The sequence below is a fragment of the Dactylosporangium sp. CA-052675 genome (genome assembly GCF_050947935.1).
Lineage (GTDB): Bacteria > Actinomycetota > Actinomycetes > Mycobacteriales > Micromonosporaceae > Dactylosporangium.
The window spans coordinates 6,282,143-6,297,663 of record NZ_CP192010.1; the positions used below are offsets into that span (position 1 = coordinate 6,282,143).

16 protein-coding genes and 1 riboswitch are annotated in these 15,521 nt (G+C 72.9%); of the genes, 5 read left to right on the forward strand and 11 right to left on the reverse strand.

The window, feature by feature from the left end; all coding sequences use genetic code 11:
• Position 1: 1 nt before the first annotated feature.
• Positions 2-409, forward strand: a complete 408-nt coding sequence (locus ACQP1P_RS27965) for a DUF3224 domain-containing protein (protein ID WP_433074759.1) — start codon at positions 2-4, stop codon at positions 407-409.
• A 10-nt stretch (positions 410-419) separates the two neighbouring features.
• Here the strand turns inward: ACQP1P_RS27965 and ACQP1P_RS27970 are convergent, their stop codons facing one another.
• The 3 genes from ACQP1P_RS27970 to ACQP1P_RS27980 form a co-directional block, all read right to left on the reverse strand.
• A complete protein-coding gene (locus ACQP1P_RS27970) occupies positions 420-1,073 on the reverse strand; it encodes a hypothetical protein (RefSeq protein ID WP_433074762.1) in 654 nt (217 codons plus the stop codon).
• A 5-nt stretch (positions 1,074-1,078) separates the two neighbouring features.
• Positions 1,079-1,486 carry a DUF3224 domain-containing protein gene (locus ACQP1P_RS27975; protein ID WP_433074765.1) on the reverse strand — a complete coding sequence of 136 codons (408 nt, stop codon included), beginning with the start codon at positions 1,484-1,486 and terminating at the stop codon, positions 1,079-1,081.
• Positions 1,487-1,691: 205 nt separating this feature from the next.
• A complete protein-coding gene (locus ACQP1P_RS27980; protein WP_433074768.1) occupies positions 1,692-2,870 on the reverse strand; it encodes a glycosyltransferase in 1,179 nt (392 codons plus the stop codon).
• A 308-nt stretch (positions 2,871-3,178) separates the two neighbouring features.
• Here ACQP1P_RS27980 and ACQP1P_RS27985 point away from each other — a divergent pair, with 308 nt between their 5' ends.
• Genes ACQP1P_RS27985 through ACQP1P_RS28000 form a run of 4 tightly spaced genes read left to right on the forward strand, consistent with a single transcriptional unit; the run spans position 3,179 to position 4,579 of the window.
• Positions 3,179-3,472 (forward strand): hypothetical protein, encoded by a 294-nt coding sequence (locus ACQP1P_RS27985; RefSeq protein WP_433074771.1) that lies wholly within the window; start codon positions 3,179-3,181, stop codon positions 3,470-3,472.
• A complete protein-coding gene (locus ACQP1P_RS27990; RefSeq protein ID WP_433074774.1) occupies positions 3,469-3,816 on the forward strand; it encodes a hypothetical protein in 348 nt (115 codons plus the stop codon). The genes ACQP1P_RS27985 and ACQP1P_RS27990 overlap by 4 nt, the downstream gene beginning before the upstream one ends.
• Positions 3,813-4,271, forward strand: a complete 459-nt coding sequence (locus ACQP1P_RS27995; protein ID WP_433074777.1) for a MerR family transcriptional regulator — start codon at positions 3,813-3,815, stop codon at positions 4,269-4,271. The genes ACQP1P_RS27990 and ACQP1P_RS27995 overlap by 4 nt, the downstream gene beginning before the upstream one ends.
• Entirely contained in the window at positions 4,268-4,579 is a 312-nt protein-coding gene (locus ACQP1P_RS28000) for a hypothetical protein (RefSeq protein WP_433074780.1), read from the forward strand. Before ACQP1P_RS27995 ends, ACQP1P_RS28000 begins: the two co-directional genes overlap by 4 nt.
• An 84-nt stretch (positions 4,580-4,663) precedes the next feature.
• Here the strand turns inward: ACQP1P_RS28000 and ACQP1P_RS28005 are convergent, their stop codons facing one another.
• The 8 genes from ACQP1P_RS28005 to ACQP1P_RS28040 all read right to left on the reverse strand — a co-directional run bounded on the left by ACQP1P_RS28005 (position 4,664) and on the right by ACQP1P_RS28040 (position 15,402).
• Complete coding sequence (locus ACQP1P_RS28005; RefSeq protein ID WP_433074783.1) at positions 4,664-6,118, reverse strand: Ca2+-dependent phosphoinositide-specific phospholipase C; 1,455 nt, start codon at positions 6,116-6,118, stop codon at positions 4,664-4,666.
• A gap of 114 nt (positions 6,119-6,232) precedes the next feature.
• Positions 6,233-7,012: a C39 family peptidase gene (locus tag ACQP1P_RS28010; RefSeq protein ID WP_433074786.1), complete on the reverse strand. Its 780-nt coding sequence runs from the start codon at positions 7,010-7,012 to the stop codon at positions 6,233-6,235.
• 291 nt (positions 7,013-7,303) lie between these two features.
• Positions 7,304-7,447: riboswitch (cyclic di-AMP (ydaO/yuaA leader) on the reverse strand.
• A gap of 172 nt (positions 7,448-7,619) precedes the next feature.
• Positions 7,620-9,923 (reverse strand): alpha-xylosidase, encoded by a 2,304-nt coding sequence (gene yicI / locus ACQP1P_RS28015; RefSeq protein ID WP_433074789.1) that lies wholly within the window; start codon positions 9,921-9,923, stop codon positions 7,620-7,622.
• A gap of 39 nt (positions 9,924-9,962) precedes the next feature.
• Positions 9,963-10,967 carry a LacI family DNA-binding transcriptional regulator gene (locus tag ACQP1P_RS28020; RefSeq protein WP_433074792.1) on the reverse strand — a complete coding sequence of 335 codons (1,005 nt, stop codon included), beginning with the start codon at positions 10,965-10,967 and terminating at the stop codon, positions 9,963-9,965.
• Positions 10,967-12,355, reverse strand: coding sequence for a GH1 family beta-glucosidase (locus ACQP1P_RS28025; RefSeq protein WP_433090144.1), 1,389 nt, complete (start codon positions 12,353-12,355; stop codon positions 10,967-10,969). Before ACQP1P_RS28025 ends, ACQP1P_RS28020 begins: the two co-directional genes overlap by 1 nt.
• A gap of 2 nt (positions 12,356-12,357) precedes the next feature.
• Positions 12,358-13,554, reverse strand: coding sequence for a sugar ABC transporter permease (locus ACQP1P_RS28030; protein WP_433074795.1), 1,197 nt, complete (start codon positions 13,552-13,554; stop codon positions 12,358-12,360).
• Entirely contained in the window at positions 13,551-14,345 is a 795-nt protein-coding gene (locus ACQP1P_RS28035) for an ATP-binding cassette domain-containing protein (protein ID WP_433074798.1), read from the reverse strand. The genes ACQP1P_RS28030 and ACQP1P_RS28035 overlap by 4 nt, the downstream gene beginning before the upstream one ends.
• Positions 14,335-15,402, reverse strand: coding sequence for a sugar ABC transporter substrate-binding protein (locus ACQP1P_RS28040; protein WP_433074801.1), 1,068 nt, complete (start codon positions 15,400-15,402; stop codon positions 14,335-14,337). The genes ACQP1P_RS28035 and ACQP1P_RS28040 overlap by 11 nt, the downstream gene beginning before the upstream one ends.
• Positions 15,403-15,521: the final 119 nt, after the last annotated feature.

The following is a 15,521-nucleotide window of genomic DNA, read 5'->3' on the forward strand; positions in this document are numbered from 1 at the left end:
CATGGCCGAGCACGTCAGCGGTACCTTCGACATCACCTCGCAGGATCGCCCCTACGACGAGGCCGAGGGCGCCCGCCTCATGCACGCCACCGGGCACAAGGTGTTCCGCGGCGGCATCGAGGGCACCAGCCGCGTCGAGCTGATCAAGGCCGTCGCGGCGGTCCCGGGGTCGGCCGCCTACGTCGGTCTCGAGCGGGTCGTCGGCGCCGTGGGGGGCCGCGCGGGCAGCTTCGTGCTGCGCCATACCGGCCTGATGGACCGCGGCGACGCGACCCTCGAGGTGACCGTGGTGCCCGACACCGGAACCGGTGATCTGACCGGCATCGCCGGCCGCATGACGATCACCGTCGTCGACGGGCACCACGACTACACGTTCGAGTACAGCCTGCCGTCGTCCTCACCCGCATGAGTGAGGGTTCCTACTGCGACCGGTCCTGCATCTCCCACAGGTGATCCAGGACGTGCCAGACGAAGCGGCGAGCGGCGTACCGCGGCGGCCACCCCTTGGCCCCGGGTGCGACCTCGCCGCTCGGCTTGCCCAGCACCTCCAGCACGGCCGCCCGCAGCGACTCGATCGCCGCGGTGTCGCCCGGCTGCGGCTCGGGGTGCTTGATCCCGATCTTGCGCGCGTACACCGCCTCGGAGCTCAGCACGTGCCCGACCATGACGTCCCGGTCGCGGCCGCCGCCGCGGGGACCCTTGCGCAGCTCCTCGGGCGACACCTCGGCCTGCGCGTCGAACAGCCCCCACGCCGCCGTCAGCAGCGCCACGTGCCGCTCGGCGAGCTCGGCGTCGACCGCGGCCCGGTCCTCGTCACCGACGGCGGCCGGCACCCCGAAGTCGGTGTTGCCCGAGCCGGGCCACCGCCGCACGATCCGGTAGGTCAGGTCGGCCTCAGCCGGGAACGCCAGCCCCGCCGCCGCGGCCACCGGCCGGAATCGCTCGGCGTAGTCGGCCAGTGCGGCGACGGCCGCCTCCTCGCCCGCGGCGGCCCGGGCCCAGCCGGGCCAGTCCAGGGCCACCGCGAACGTCTTCTTCTTGCCCGCCTCGACGGCGATGCGCACCACCGTCATGACGGTTAGGGCAGCTCGTACTCGAGCCACACGCGGTGCGTGCCGTCGCCGTCCACGGTCATCCCGCCGCCGCCGGAGATGCCGGCCAGGTCCGCGGTGCCGCTGCCGGCCACGATGGTGAAGAACTCCCCGGTGCGGTCCGAGCCCGACGTCGACGCGGAGTGCACGAAGTTGAACGCGCCGGAGCGGCCGTCCACGCTGCCCTCGAACGACTCCATGGCCACGTACGTCCCGGCGCCGGACGCCTGGTCGAACGCGGACGTGAACAGCGTCGCGGATCGCCCGCTGATCTCACCCTCGTAGTGCTTCTCCATCAGCGCCACGCCGACGGGCAGCGCGGTCTCGATCGGAGGGTCGGGTGCCACCGTCGTGGGGACGAAGCTCTTGACGCTGAAGGTCCCGCTGACTCGCATGCAATGTCCTCCCAGATACGACTTTCGATTACGCGACGCGATCACGAGGTCACGCAATTCACAACCCGCGATGGTACTGTACGAAGCACGCCCGCGTCCGGCGCAACCAGATCCAGCGTATAGATTACCCTCTATCGAATGATCGGCAGGCCCACGCGGCCCGAGCGCGGCGCCGGCGATCGCCAGGCGCTGTGTGCCGCAGCCGCTAATCCGCCAGCTCCAGCAGCCGCCGGGCCGCCACGGCCGCGCCGTCGGTGCGCACCGTCGCGGCCACGGCGGCCGCGCGCGTGCGCGTCCCGGGGCGCAGCGCCACGTCCAGCGCCACCTCCAACGCCGCGGCCGGCGACCCGGCGGTCACCGAGGCCCCGATGCCCAGCGCCGCGACCCGGCCCGCGAAGTACGGCTGGTCGGACCACTGCGGCACCACGACCTGCGGCACGCCCGCCCTGGTCGCCGTCGTCGTCGTGCCCGCGCCGCCGTGGTGGATCGCGGCCGCCACCCGCCGCAACAGCGCCTGCTGGTTCACCTCGCCCACGACGAAGCAGTCCTCGGCGTCCAGCTCGGCCCAGCCCCGCCCGAGGATCACCCGGTGGCCCCGCGCCCGGATCGCCTCGACGGCCCGCGCGACGAAACCCTCCGGCGCGGGCATGCTGCCGAAGCTCAGGTACACCGGCGCCGGACCCGCCCCCAGGAACGCCTCCAGCTCCGGCGCCAGCGGCCGCTCGTCGGCCAGGAACCAGGCGCCCGTGCGCACCACGTCGACGCGCCCGCCCGGCCAGGGGGCGAGCACCGGATCCGCGGCCAGCCACGGCCGCGGGGTCCGCACGAACTCCCGCACGTTGTCCACCGGCGGCAGGCCGGCCTCGGCGCGGTACCGATTCAGCGGTTCACGGATGAACCCGTTGTAGTTCGCGATGTCGAGCGCGTCCAGCGCCTCCGGATCGGTCACGCCGGCCGGCACCGGGTGGCCCGGCAGCGGCAGCGGCCGGTGATGCGGCGACGGCAGGAAGATCGGGCAGTAGCTCACGTTCACCGACGGCACGCCGAGCAGCTCGGCGACCGACTGCGCCCCGGCCACGACCGGCAGCAGGCCGCTCGTCACGATCGCGCCGGCGCCTTGCGCGGCCTCGGCGAGCTGGTCGAACTGCACGCCGATGAAGTCCGCCGCGAGCTGCTTGACGTCCGGCACGCCGGAGCCGTGCACGACCTCCCGGGTCGGCTTGCCGATCGCGACCAGCGGCACCCCGAGCTCGGCGAGGCGCTCGGCACAGTCCGGCGGCGCGCACACGACGGCCTCGCTTCCCAGCGAGCGCAGCTGGACCGCCAGCGCCGCCAACGGCTCGACTCCCCCGCGCGAGTCGTACGTCGACAGGATCACACGCATGACCACACCCCCATTCGAGCAGCGATTTTGCGCCCTGCCGGGGGTCTTGCCGCAAGCCCCGCCCCGCGTTGTACGGTTGAACGGGAGGGGCCGCGACCACAGCTGGAACGCGGCAGATCATGGCTCGGGTCCGCGGTGGTGCGGACCGTCGCTCCCGCCAGACACCGCTCGGCGCTGGCGCGCCGTCGCTGCCAGGTCCGCGAAGGGTCACCCCCATCCAAGCGTGTGGTGCCCGGCACCGCATGTCGCGGGCGGATCGAACATCGCATACGCCCTGAGACAACACCGCCCCGCGTTGGCTGAACCGCATGATCGCGCTGAGCGTCGGCGGCACGGTAGCGGGCGACGACACGGAACCGGGCGACCTCCTCGTCCCCTTCCCCGGGCGCGCCGCCCACGACGCGCTCGCGGCGATCGACGGCGCGGCCCGCCTCGACGAGCTCGCCGCCGCGCTCCTGACCCGGCAGCGCCGCGCGCGGGCACCCGCGCGGGATGCCGCCGGGGTCGACGCCGGCCGGCTCCGTCGGGCTCGCTTGCATCCGGTACCCGGGTACGGGTTTATCGTCGAGATCCGCCACCGCCAGCGCGAGGAGCTGCGATGACCTTCGACGTCCCCGACGTCTGCACCCTGCCGACCGCCGACCGCCCGCTGCGGCTGGCCGAGTTCGACGCCCTGTTCGGCACCGCCGCCCGCGCGGTCACCGCCGTGAGCCCCACCCACGCCCGGATGCGCCTGACCGGCCCCGCCGGGCTCGAGGCCGCGGTGCGGGACCTCGCCGCCCGCGAGACCGCCTGCTGCTCGTTCTTCACCTTCACCGTCACCCCGCAGGCCGCCGCGCACGGCGAGGCGCTCGTCCTCGACGTCGAGGTCCCCGCCGCCCACGCCGCCGTCCTCGCCTCACTCACCGAGCGCGCGGCCGCCGTCGCGGCCGGGGCGGCCCCGTGACCGCCGGCCCGCCCGCCGAGGGGGCCGGGCTGCGCTCCGGCGAGGTCGCCGGACGGGCGGGGGTGAACATCCAGACGCTGCGGTACTACGAGCGCCGCGGCCTGCTCCCCCCGCCCGGCCGCTCCCTGGGCGGGCACCGGCTCTACCCGCCCGGCACCGTCGCCCTGCTGCAGGTCATCAAGGCCGCGCAACGGCTCGGCTTCACCCTCGACGAGGTCGCCGAGCTGCTCGACACCGGCCGCCGCCGGCACCCGGCGCCCGACCTGCGCGAGCGCGCCATCGACAAGATCGCCGAGGTGGACGCGAAGATCGCCGGCCTCGCCGCGATCCGGGCGGCGCTGACCGAGGTCGTCGACGCCCGCTGCGACTCCCTCACCAACTGCACCTGCGCCGGCTGCCCGATGCCGGTGCTGACCATCGGCGCCCGCCCCGACCGCCACGGAGACCGGGCATGAGCCTGCCCCTGCGGCCCGCACCCGCCCGCCGCGAGCAGCCGCCGGTGGACCATGGGCCGCCGCTGCGCTCCAAGGTCAGCGGGGTCCTCGCCGCGATCGCCTGCGCCGCCTGCTGCGCCCTGCCGCCGCTCGTCGCCGCCGGCGTGCTCACCGCGGCGGGCGCCGCGATCCTGCGGCAGACGCTCCTCGCCGTCTCCGCCGGCCTGGCCGCGACCGGGCTGGGCCTGTGGTGGCGGCACCGCCGGCGCGGCGCCCGCCGCCCCGCGGCCGCCGCGAGCCACGGCTGCGCGGACGACTGCCGCTGCTGACCGACAACGCGGCCGCCACGGGCCGTGGCACCGAGTTCACGCCCGGCCGTCCGGGAACAACCCCGCCGCCTGCCCCGCGACGGCCTACGAGACCGCGCCGGACTGCGTGAGCAGCGTGGTGTACCAGCCGTCCGACGGGTGGTTCGTCGCGGGGTAGTTGGCCGGCGGGTTCGTCGCGTAGCTCGCGCTGTCGAAGTCCCAGCCGCGAACGATGTGCCCACCCCGCCGGGCCGCGGTGATGAAGGCGCTGTCGGTCGCGGACGAGGCGTAGAACAGGGCCCCCTCCTGCAGGACGGCGGCGTCCCCGGCCTGGAACTCGTCGAACGCGGTCTGGACGTACCGGATCCGCTCGGAGGGCACGAGGCCGGTCGAGTACAGCAGCGTCTGGGCGGGCGCGGCGCCGTCGGCACCGGTGCGCACCGAGACCCGCGTGCTGCCGGCCGTGGCGGTGGCCGGGTCGAACAGGGCGTCCGAGGTCTTGCCGTTGCCGCTCCACGCGACCGTCATCGCGCCGGCGTCGAGCGTGCCGATCCAGTTCCAGTTCTGGCCGCTGGACGGGCTGCGGTGGACCTCCCGCACGGTGGTGCCGCCGTTGGTGAACCGGATCGTCGGCTGGACCCCGGTGTCGTACTGGCGGCTGGGCGACCAGGTGATGTCGCCGTCGGTGCCGATCGTCCCCACGTGGTACCAGAGGGTGTCGGCGGTCTGCGACTTGTGCACCTCGACCAGCTGGCCGTTGTCGTTGAGCGCGACCGCCGGCGTCGTCCCGGCGTCGTAGCGGCCGTGGCGCAGCCAGGTGATCCGGCCGTCGGCGCCGTAGGTGCCGGTCCAGTACCAGAGCGCACCGGATCCCGAGTCGTGCACCTCGACGACCTGGCCGCGCGCGTTGATCGCGACCGCCGGGTGGAAGCCGACGTCGCGGCGGTACTCGGTGCGGCTCCCGGCGTCGCCGGACAGCAGCGTCAGCACCCGCCCGCGCAGCGACCCGATCGTCCCCAGCGCTCCCGGCACGTCCTTGGCCATCAGCAGCCGCGACCCGAACACGTCGCGCAGCTCCTGGTTGAGCGCGGACAGGTTCCCGGCCGCGAACGACGGGTTGTCGGTCAGGTCGTCCTTGAGGTCGAGCATCACCACCAGCGGGGCGTGCGCCGGGTGCGCCGCGGACCACGCCGAAACGGTCTGCAGCCAGTCGCGCAGCAGGTTGGAGGCCGGGTTGCCGGTGTGGTCGACCGAGTCGCCCGGGCTGTTGTGGCCGATCGAGTAGTCGTGGTTGGCCGCGTACCCGTTGTCGTGGACGTCGAACTCGACGAAGCGCACGCCGCCGTCGAGCTGGGCGGTGATCGAGCCCCGGCTCCCGCCGACGTTGCCCGAGTAGCTGTTGTGGGTGGCCCGCAAGACCGCCGACGCGAAGGGCAGACCGTCGCCCGGCGTGGCGGCGAAGCTCATCGCCGGCGCCGTGAGTGCCACGGCGCCGGCGATGGCGAGCGCGACCGCCGCCGCGGACGATCGCCGTCCACGCGTGAGACGCGGTGCTGTCATGTGAAGGCCTCCAGCCCGGGAGCGCGCCACCCCCGGGCACGTCGGCCTTCATCTATGTCATGTCTTCGGCGTCGGGTTCAATGCGTCCCCGGTGAACGTTCGCGGTCGCAGACATCAATACGAGTAGCCCCGCTGGGAGATCCAGTCGGCCAGCTTGGGGGTGCTGACCCAGTAGGTGCCGTCGCCCCGGGGGTTGGCCGGATCGGCGATCTTCACCGTGCTGCCACCGTCCTGGTATCCCACGACGGTGAGGTAGTGCCCGCCCTCGTAGGAGTGGAAGACGCCGGCGTTGTCCGTGAGGTGCCCGGCGATGTTGGCGACGATCGCCCGCCCGCTGCTGACGGTGGACACCACGTCGGCCTGCAACTGCTTGGCCTGCGCCGACGTCGCCGGGTAGGCCGGAATCTCCCTGGTCCGGTACACCGTGCGGCCGTTGCCGATCACGCTGTTGAGCACCCGCGTGGTGTCCAGGGCCGAGTTCGTCCCGCTCGTGGTGGTGCCGAGCATCGACGCGGCCCGGTCCTGGCTGATGGCGTGGCCCGCCGCGGTCAGCGCGATCCGGGTGGCCGCCGGGCCGCAGTAGTAGAAATTGGGCTGCAGCTGGAAGTCGTAGGCGAGCTGCTTCGCCGCCGGGGCCGCGGCCGTCGACCGCGTCGGCGCCGGGGTGGCCGGGTCGGGAGCGCTTCCGGCGGCACCGCCCTCGGCCGCCGGCGCTTGCGCCGTCGCCGGCGCACCCACGGCGGCCGCGGGGGCCGACGACGTGTCGGCGACCTGGCCGCACGCGCTGACGGCCGCGGCGGTCGCGGCGAGCAGCGCGCCCGAGATCGCGACCGCTCGCACCCGGCGGATGCCTCGGACGCGGCCGGCCTGCTCACGTACGGGTTCGACATGCATTGCGACTCTCCTCAAGAACCCCGCGCAGGGGCGGTCGATCAGGGTTGAGCATCGAGGGTTGTGCGCGCGGCACGGCGCTCGGGGCAAGCCGCATGGGCCGGCCACCGCGATACGGCGTGGGCCGCGCGGAGCAACGCGTCCCGGCCCGCCCGCAGCACAACTCGGCGCCGCGCGGCGGCGGTCCGCCCTGCGTGTGATCAGCGCTCGGCCGCCGGTGATCGACGCGGACCCGGGCCTACATGCTCCGGGCGAGGATGGCTGCAACAGGGGTTGCGGCTGTGCACAGGCGAATCTCCCTCACGCATCCGCTTACCGGGTTAGCTGACGGATTCGGGCGCGAAGGTCGCCCTACCGCGGGCACTCGGCCCGCGGATTCACCCCAGACGTGCGGTGGGTCCCCGGCTCGTGCATGGCACGACTCAGCGGGCCCGTCCCGGCGCCACCTGGTGTGGGCACGAACCGGGGCGAGCGAGTCATGACGTTACGCAGGGCCGCCGGCCCTGCCTAGACCTGCTAGCTGGAAGAAGCACACTCCGCGCAACTACATAACGCGGCCGGCCGGCCCACGGACCGTCAGATCCGTGGGCCGGCGGAGGACGGCGGCCGGTCAGTCGACGGCCAGGGTCAGGGTCTGCTCGGTGGCGGAGGCGGACGCGCGGGGCCCTCGCCCCGGGCCGCGCGGCCCGGTGACCCAGCACACGGTCCAGCCCTCGGTCAGGTGCTCGAGCCCGCGGGTGACGACCGCCCGCAGCTGCGATCCCGTCCGGGACACCTCGACGACCACGCGCTCGGCGCCGGCGGCGTCGAAGAGCGTGGCGACGCGCCGGTCGCCGTCGGCCATCCCGAAGACCTCGAACACCGGGGCCAGGGCGTCGTCGTAGTCGGGCCGGTCGGTGCGGGCGCCGAGGGGGATCACCGCTCCGGGCCGCACCAGCAGGGGAAGCGACGAGAAGTCGTGCCGCTGCCGGACCCAGCCCGGCCCGCTCACCGTCGTGCCGTCGAGGTAGCTGGTCCACACCCCGCCGGGCAGGTAGAACTCGACGTCTCCCTCGTCGCTGAAGACCGGCGCGACGAGCAGGTCCGGGCCGAGCATGTACTGCCGATCGAGAAACGACGACGTCCGGTCCTGCGGGAACTCGAGCAGCATCGCTCGCATGACCGGTATCCCGCGCCGGTGCGCGTCCACGGCCGCCGCCCACAGGTAGGGCATGAGCGCGTTCTTGAGCCGCGCGAACCGGCGGGTGACGGCGACCGCCTCCTCGTCGAACGCCCACGGCACCCGGTAGGAGTCCGAGCCGTGCAGCCGCGAATGCGAGGAGAGCAGCCCGAAGGCCACCCAACGCTTGAAGAGCGCGGCGGACGGGGTGCCCTCGAACCCCCCGATGTCGTGGCTCCAGAAGCCGAATCCGCCGAGGCCCAGGGAGAGTCCGCCGCGCAGCGAGTCGGCCATCGCGGTGTACGTGGACTCGCAGTCGCCGCCCCAGTGCACGGGGAACTGCTGGCCGCCGACGGTGGCGGAGCGGGCGAAGACGACGGCCTCGCCCTCGCCCCGGTGCCGGCGCAGCTCGTCGAAGACCGTCCGGTTGTACAGCAACGGATAGTAGTTGTGCATGAGCTGCGGGTCCGACCCGTCGAACCACACGACGTCCGTGGGGATGCGCTCGCCGAAGTCGGTCTTCACGGCGTCCACCCCGGACTCGAGCAGTGCCCGGACCTTGCCCGCGAACCACTCGCGCGCGGCCGGGTTGGTGAAGTCGACGATGCCCATGCCCGCGACCCACAGGTCCGACTGCCACACGGTGCCGTCCGGGCGGTGCAGCAGATAGCCGGCCTCGGCGGCCTCCTGGAACACCGGCGAGCGCTGGCCGATGTACGGGTTGATCCAGACACTGCGCCGCAGCCCCCGGTCGCCGAGCCGCCGCAGCATCTCGTCCGGCTCCGGGAACACCCGCCGGTCCCACTCGAAGTCGCACCAGTGCAGGGCGCGCATCCAGTAGCAGTCGAAATGGATCACGCTCAGCGGCAGGTCCCGCTGCGCCATCCCCTCGACGAAGTGCGTGACCGTCGCCTCGTCGTAGTCGGTGGTGAACGAGGTCGACAGCCACAGGCCGAACGACCACCGCGGCGGCAGGGCGGGGCGGCCGGTCAGCGCGGTGTACCGGCGCAGGATCTCGGCCGGTGTCGGGCCGTAGATCACCAGGTACTCCAGCTGCGGGCCGGGCGTCGAGAACTGCACGGCGGAGACGATCTCGGACGCCACCTCGAACGAGACCCGCGCCGGCGAGTTGACGAAGACCCCGAAGCCGGCGTCGGTCACGAAGAAGGGGACGGACTTGTACGCCTGTTCGCTGGCCGTCCCGCCGTCCTGGTTCCAGGTGTCGACCACCTGGCCGTTCTTCACGAAGGGCGTGAAGCGCTCTCCGAACCCGTAGACGTTGGCCCCCACCGGCAGCGTCAGGCGCTCGATCATGAAGTCGCCCGCGGCCGCATCGGTCATCGAGGCCAGCGACTTGAAGCCCGAGGACGTCAGCGCGGTACCGGCGCCGAGGAAGCGCAACCCCCACGGACCGGCCGCCGCCGCCTCGGCGCTGAGCCGACCGGCGGTCACCCGGACCGTCGCGTCGTCGCGTTCCACGCGCACCTCGACCGGGTCCGGCGAGATCTCGAACCCCACCGACGGGGGTTCGACCACCGCGCGGTGGCTCGCCCGCACGCGCACCACGTCCGGGGCGGGCGCGGAGAGCTCCACGGTGATCGTGGGCGTGTTGAGCACCGAACCGCGGTGCTCGTTGCGCTTGGTCAGCACCGCGATCGAGGCGCTGGCATCGCTGGTGCGCACGTCCAGCGCGTCGGTCGCGTACCGCGCCGTGACGCCCTCGCGCAGCAGCCAGTACCCGTCGTTGAACTTCATCGCGATCTGTCCCAAGGAGTCGTCGGGGTGGGAGAGGGGTTACGCACGGCGCGCCGTGCTCTGCCGGAGCGTGAGCTCGGGGGCGATGAGGCGGGTCCGCGCGGTGCCGTCGCCGTCGACCTGCCGCAGGACCATCTCGACGGCGGCCCGGCCGATCCGCTCGGCCGGGACGGCGACCCCGGTCAGCTCGACCACCTGGTTGACCGCCGTCTGCTCCGGGCAGAGCGCCACCACGGAGATGTCCTCGGGCACCCGCAGGTCGAGGCGGCGCAGCGTGCCGAGGACGGCGCCGAGGATGCCCTCGTTGTGCACGACGAGGGCCGTCGGCCGCGGCCGCCCCGCCAGTTCCCGTTCCAGCAGCGCGCTCGCGGCCCGGTACGCCGGTTCGCTGGGGCGCCAGCGGCCGTCGATGCCGTGGCGCCGGACGGCGGACTCGAAGCCGGCCGCGAACGCCAGGGCGTAGCCGCTGCGGCGCTCGTACACGGCGCTCGGGGAGCCGAGCATGAGCACCGACCGGTGCCCGAGCCCGGCCAGGTGCTCGACGCAGGCCTCGGCGGCCCGGCCGAAGTCGAGGTCGACCCAGACCAGGCCGCCGGCGTTCGGCGTCGTGCCGATGAGCACGGCCGGCAGGCCCAAGGCCCGCAGCACCGGCAGGCGGGCGTCGTCGGCCTCGATGTCCATCACGATCACCGCGTCGACCAGCGCCGTCTCCCGGACCCGCCGTACCCCCTCCACGCCCTCGCTCTGGGTCAGCAGGAGGATGTCGTGGTCGTGGGCCCGGGCCGCCGCGGCGATCCCGGCGACGAACTGCATGATGACCGGGACGTTGTTGTCCGCGCGCAGCGGTGCCATCAGGGCGAGGGTGTTGGTCCGCCTGCTCGCCAGGGCCTGCGCCGTGGCGTTGGGCCGATAGCCGAGCTCGGCGACGCTGCGGGCGATCCGCGCGCGCGTCGACGCCGAGATCGGCCGCTTGCCGGACAGCGTGTAGCTGACCGTGCTGACCGACACCCCCGCGTGCCGAGCGACGTCGGCGATGGTGACCACTACCGGGGGCCCTCGCCGGCCGCGTGCTCCGCGATGACCTGCCGGTACCAGTACGCGCTGTCCTTCGGTACGCGCTGCTGGGTCCGGTAGTCGACGTAGAACAGCCCGAACCGGATCGAGTAGCCCAGGTCCCACTCCAGGTTGTCCAGCAGCGACCAGACGTAGAGGCCGCGCACGTCGATGCCCTCGACGACCGCCCGCGCGATCGACTCCACGCAGGTGCGCAGATAGTCGATGCGGGGCTGGTCCTTCACCCGGCCGTCCGGGTCGACGTAGTCGTGGATCGAGGCGCCGACCTCGGTGACGTACATCGGCAGTTCGCGGTACTCGCGGTGGACCCGGGCGAGGCAGTCGTGCAGGCCGGCCGGCACCGCCGCGATGCCGGCGCTCATCATCGGGCCGGGCGGGTCGATGAGCCGCGCGCCGAGCACCGGCACCGTCGGATCGGCCTTCACGATGTGGTTGAGGTAGTAGTTCACCCCGAGGAAGTCGATCCCGGTACCGATGACGCCCAGATCGTCCGCGCGGACCACCGACGGGTCGAACAGCGTCGGGAAGAGCCGGTCGAGGTCCTCCGGATAGGCCCCGCGCAGCAGCGGGTCCAGGTACACGCGGTTCTGCTCGCCGTCGAGGAGCCGCGCCGCCGCGACGTCGGCCGGCGCGTCCGACCACGGCCGGGCCACCGCCATGGACAGCGTGATGCCCACCTGCGCCGAGCCCGGGGCCACCGCCCGGAAGCGCTGGACGGCCTCCCCGTGCCCGAGCAGCATGTGGTGGATGGCCGTGCCGGCCCGGTGGTAGTCACGGTGTCCGGGCGCGTGCAGCCCCCGCGAGTAGCCCTGACCGATGACGGTCCAGGGTTCGTTGTGGGTCAGCCACAGCGGGACCCGGTCGGCCAGGCGCTCGAGCACCACCTGGGCGTAGTCGGCGAAGTGGTGCGCGGTGTCGCGGTTGAACCAGCCGCCCTCGTCCTCCAGCGCCTGCGGCAGGTCCCAGTGGAAGAGCGTCACCATCGGCTCGATGCCGTGTTCGAGCAGGGTGTCCACGACCCGGTCGTAGTGGTCGAGCCCGGCCTGGTTCACCGTGCCCCGGCCCTGCGGGAGGATCCGCGGCCACGAGATCGAGAACCGGTACGCGTTGAGCCCGAACTCGGCCATGAGCCGCACGTCCTCGGGGTACCGGTGGTAGTGGTCCGCCGCGACGTCGCCGGTGTCGCCGTTGCAGGTCCGGCCCGGCGTGTGGCTGAACGTGTCCCAGATGGACTGGCCGCGGCCGTCCTCCCGGGCGGCGCCCTCCACCTGGTAGGCGGCCGTGGCGCTGCCCCACCGGAAGCCCGCGGGCAGTGCCGCCAGGGCATCCGGGCCGACGCTGTTCGAGTGCTCCGGCATCGTCACGTCCGTGTCCCCTTGTTCTTGCGGCGCGCGCTCATGTCGAGCGTCACGGCGGCGAGCAGGATCAGGCCCGTCGCGATGATCTGGGTCGCCGCCGTCTGGCCGATGAGGGCGAGCCCGTTCTGGACGCTGCTGATGACCAGCGCGCCCAGCAGCGCGCCGACGACCCGGCCCCGCCCGCCGAACAGGCTCGTGCCGCCGATGACCGCGGCCGCGATCGCGTTGAGCGCGGCGTTGCCACCGCCGGAGTTGACGGACACGGCGAACCCGCGCGAGGCCTCCAGGACGCCGGCGAACGCGGCGAGGGCGGAGGCGATCACGAACACGGTGATCCGCAGGGAACCGACGCGGACCCCGGTGCGCCGGGCCGCCTCCGCGTTGCCGCCGACGGCGTAGATGTGCCGGCCGAAGACCGTGAACCCGGTGACGACGGCCAGGGTCACGGTGACGGCCAGGACGGCCACCAGCATGTACGGCACGCCGAGGTAGCTGTCGAGGACGAGCATCACCACGATTGGGGCCGCGACGATGGCCAGCACCCGGCCCAGGTCGGCCGCGAGGGAGTTCGTGCCGTACCCGGCCCGCTGGGACAGGTACCGGCGCACGACGACCCATCCCGCGCCGGCCAGCGCGACGAGCAGCGTCAGGGTCCACCCCACCGGCCGGGGCAGGTAGTTGGACGCGATGCTGGTGATCACCGAGTCCTCGATGCGCAGCTGGCCGTTCTGGTCGGAGAGCAGGATCAGCTGCGCCCCCTGCCAGACGAGCATGCCGGCGAGCGTCACGATGAACGACGGCGCCTTGAAGGCCACGATCCAGGAGCTCTGGACGAGCCCGATCACGGCTCCCAGGGCGATCGCGAGCGCGATCGCCGCCCACGCCGGCCAGCCGTGCAACGCCGACATGATGCCCATGACGCAGGCCGTGACGCCGCTGACCGCCCCGATCGACAGGTCGATCTCGCCGATGAGCAGGACGAGCATGATGCCGAGGGTCAGCACCACCAGGGTGCCGGTCTGCAGGATCAGGTTGGACAGGTTGCGGGGCGTCAGGAACGCGGAGTTCGCCGCCTGGAAGCCCACGGCGATGCACACCAGGCCGACGAGCACCGGCCAGGGGCCGAGGTCGCCGCCGAACCTGGTCCGGCGCGCCCGGGATCGCGCCGCGGGCGGTGCGATCGACACCTCGGTACTCATGCTCGTTTCCCCCCGAGAGGCACGACGTTGCCGCCGGTGATCGCCGCGATCACGTCCTGCGGGGTCGACTCGGCCGGGTTGAAGACCCCGGCCCCCTCGCCCAGGCGCAGCACGGTGATCCGGTCGGCGAGCTCGAACACGTCGACCATGTTGTGCGAGATCAGGACCACCGAGACGCCGCGCTCGCTCAGCGTGCGGATGAGCCGGTAGACGGTGGCGGTCTGCTGGACGCCGAGGGCCGCCGTCGGCTCGTCGAGGACGACGACCTTCGAGCCCCACAGCACCGCGCGGCCGACGGCGATCGCCTGGCGCTGGCCGCCCGAGAGCGCGGCGACCGGCGTGCTCAGCGCCGGCAGGGTCACCGCCAGCTCGTCGAGCACCTGTCGTGCGTGGTGGCTCATCCGGCCCCGCGCGAGAAATCGCCCGAGCAGCCCCGGCCGCGGGCTGCGCAGCTCGCGGCCCAGGTACAGGTTGGCCACGACGTCGAGGTTGTCGCACAGCGCGAGGTCCTGGTAGACCGTCTCGATCCCGGCCCGGACGGCGTCCTGGGGGCTGCTGATGCCGACCGGCGCGCCGTCGACGCGGATGGTCCCCGCGTCGGCCGGCTGCGCCCCGGACAGGGTCTTGACGAGCGTCGACTTGCCGGCGCCGTTGTCGCCGACCAGCGCCATGATCTCGCCCGGCCGCACCTCGAGGTCGACCCCGCGCAGCGCCTCGACGCTGCCGAAGCTCTTGCGGATGCCGCGCATCTCCAGGCGCAGCCCGGCGCCGCGGCTGTGCTCAGAAGTCACACTTGCTCGCAACGTCGCCGGTGCAGATCTGGGCCTTGGTGACGAAGCCGTCGTCGAACACCTGCTTGATGTTCGCGCGGTCCACCGCCATCGGCTGCAGGAACAGGGCGGGAACCGCGTTGCCGCCGTTGTCGTAGGTGTCGGTCAGGCCCGTCTCGCCCGGCTTGCCCATCGCCAGCGCCACCGCGGCCTTGGCCGCCGCCTGCGCCTGCTTGTGCAGGTCCTTGTAGACGGTCATGGTCTGGTTGCCCAGCAGGATCTCCTGCAGCCCCGCGACCGTGGCGTCCTGGCCGGTGACGACGACCTTGCCGTTGAGCTGGCGCGCCTTGAGCGAGGCGATGACGCCGCCCGCCAGTCCGTCGTTGGCCGCGAGGATGCCGTCGACCTTGTCGTCGAGCTTGGTCAGCGCCTGGTCGGTCTGGGCCTGCGCCTTGGTCGCCTCCCAGTTGGGGGTGTCCGCCTCGTAGCCGATCTTGATCTTGCCGGACTGGACGGCCGGGTCGAAGACCTCGTGCGCGCCCTTCTTGAACGCGATGCACGCCTCGCACACCTGGGCGCCGTTCATCACCGCGACGGTCGCCCCCGGGGCGGCGTGGTCGACGATGTACTTCGCCTGCAGCCGACCGACCTCGAGGTTGTTGAAGGTGATGTACCCGTCGAGGTGCGCCTTGGCGATGAGCCCCTCGTATGAGATCACGGCGACGTGTTCGCGCTTCGCGAGGTCGACGACCGGGAGGGCCCCCTCGGCGGTGATCGGGTTGATCACGAGGACCTTGGCGCCCTGGGTGATCGCCGACTCCGCCTGCTGCAGCATCGCCTGGTCGTTGGGGGCGGTGCTGGCGATGACCTTCGCGCCCGGGGCCAGCGTCTGCACGGCCTTTTCGAACGCGGGCCGGTCCTGCGTGTCCCAGCGGGTGGACGAGGTCGCGTCGGGGGAGATCCATCCGATGACGACGTCCTTGGAGGAGTTGGCCGGGGCGTTCGCGCCGCCGTTCCCGCCACCGCACCCGCTGAGAAGTAAGGCCGCCGCGGCGGCCGTTGCCATGATCCGCTTCATGTCAGCTCCGTCTTGTTCGCAACTTCCGAAGCATCTGTCGAAGCGCTTCGACAGCCGCCTAGCAGGTAAGCTAGCCGCTTGTCTCGGCATCGTCAACATCAAGTTACCGGACTGTTGCG

Bases quoted from the DNA above. Each gene is read 5' to 3' on its own strand.
- ACQP1P_RS27965 (WP_433074759.1), top strand. From the start codon at position 2: ATGGCCGAGCACGTCAGCGGTACCTTCGACATCACCTCGCAGGATCGC.
- ACQP1P_RS27970 (WP_433074762.1), bottom strand. From the start codon at position 1,073: ATGACGGTGGTGCGCATCGCCGTCGAGGCGGGCAAGAAGAAGACGTTC.
- ACQP1P_RS27975 (WP_433074765.1), bottom strand. From the start codon at position 1,486: ATGCGAGTCAGCGGGACCTTCAGCGTCAAGAGCTTCGTCCCCACGACG.
- ACQP1P_RS27980 (WP_433074768.1), bottom strand. From the start codon at position 2,870: ATGCGTGTGATCCTGTCGACGTACGACTCGCGCGGGGGAGTCGAGCCG.
- ACQP1P_RS27985 (WP_433074771.1), top strand. From the start codon at position 3,179: ATGATCGCGCTGAGCGTCGGCGGCACGGTAGCGGGCGACGACACGGAA.
- ACQP1P_RS27990 (WP_433074774.1), top strand. From the start codon at position 3,469: ATGACCTTCGACGTCCCCGACGTCTGCACCCTGCCGACCGCCGACCGC.
- ACQP1P_RS28000 (WP_433074780.1), top strand. From the start codon at position 4,268: ATGAGCCTGCCCCTGCGGCCCGCACCCGCCCGCCGCGAGCAGCCGCCG.
- ACQP1P_RS28005 (WP_433074783.1), bottom strand. From the start codon at position 6,118: ATGACAGCACCGCGTCTCACGCGTGGACGGCGATCGTCCGCGGCGGCG.
- ACQP1P_RS28010 (WP_433074786.1), bottom strand. From the start codon at position 7,012: ATGCATGTCGAACCCGTACGTGAGCAGGCCGGCCGCGTCCGAGGCATC.
- yicI (WP_433074789.1), bottom strand. From the start codon at position 9,923: ATGAAGTTCAACGACGGGTACTGGCTGCTGCGCGAGGGCGTCACGGCG.
- ACQP1P_RS28025 (WP_433090144.1), bottom strand. From the start codon at position 12,355: ATGCCGGAGCACTCGAACAGCGTCGGCCCGGATGCCCTGGCGGCACTG.
- ACQP1P_RS28030 (WP_433074795.1), bottom strand. From the start codon at position 13,554: ATGAGTACCGAGGTGTCGATCGCACCGCCCGCGGCGCGATCCCGGGCG.
- ACQP1P_RS28040 (WP_433074801.1), bottom strand. From the start codon at position 15,402: ATGAAGCGGATCATGGCAACGGCCGCCGCGGCGGCCTTACTTCTCAGC.